The sequence below is a fragment of the Roseovarius sp. A-2 genome (assembly GCF_002072155.1).
GTDB lineage: Bacteria > Pseudomonadota > Alphaproteobacteria > Rhodobacterales > Rhodobacteraceae > Roseovarius.
Genome location: NZ_BDIY01000098.1, coordinates 1 through 883, shown reverse-complemented (window position 1 = coordinate 883; position 883 = coordinate 1). Strand labels below are relative to the sequence as shown.

The following is an 883-nucleotide window of genomic DNA, read 5'->3' as shown; positions in this document are numbered from 1 at the left end:
AAAAGGCCCCATTCCGCCCTTGATCGGCAGACGCCTGACGACGCATATTGGGTAGGCTTGGAACAACAAGAAGCAGCATGAAACCTAAACCCGATACACCTTAGAAAAGCTGCAAACATGTCCGAAAAGGTGGGACCACTTCAGCTCGTCTGTACCACTGCAGCCACCAATTACGTTAATATTGGGGAAGCGACGGTGTAGATCACCAATCTGTTGACCAAGTTCAACTGGGTCGCCATCCCCAAGATGGCCAAGCTTGCATAAGCTATTTTTTCCATTTTTGAGGCGTTCGGCCGAACCGATTGCATCATGTTATTTACCGAGTCCGCACGAACCCCGGTCAGGATCAGCAGTCTCAAGGCGAGTTGTGTCGGGTCACCATCCGACAGGCTCGCGTAGAATGCAGGCACGTCTGACCAGGGAAGCGCGAGGCTTGGCTTGGCGAGTTTCCTGTTCTCTCTAAGAATGATGACGGCTTCCTCGATCACGGCACGGTTCACGAGAAATCCCTTTGCCCGCGCATATTTGAATACTGTCCGGAGCCGCGAGATGGCTTTCTTCGCGGTAACCGGCTTCTCGTACCAGATCGGCGCTAGCGCATGCGCGATGTCGTCCTGGTCGATCTTCACAATCGGCATCTTTGCCAATTTGGGGAGGACATGCAGGCGAGGGGGGCTGATCCAGAGGCCATCGCCGCCGGAAATGCTTCAGATTCCCTTTGTGCTTTTCAAAGGCGTCCCACGCGAGTTGTTCTAGCAGGCCGCTGAAGAAGTCACCGATGGGGAATGGTTTCCCGTCTATGGGACTGAGACCCTTGAGCGCCCACCCCTTCGGATCGAATGGAATGCATGCCTGATGCCCGTTGTCGCCTCATGTGGCCAGT

At 54.7% G+C, this 883-nt stretch carries 1 protein-coding gene; it reads right to left on the bottom strand.

Features of this window, described 5'->3' with window-relative positions; genetic code table 11:
- Positions 1–170 precede the first annotated feature (170 nt).
- Positions 171–665, bottom strand: a complete 495-nt coding sequence (locus BHD06_RS22745; RefSeq protein WP_376764873.1) for a hypothetical protein — start codon at positions 663–665, stop codon at positions 171–173.
- Between the last annotated feature and the right edge of the window lie 218 nt (positions 666–883).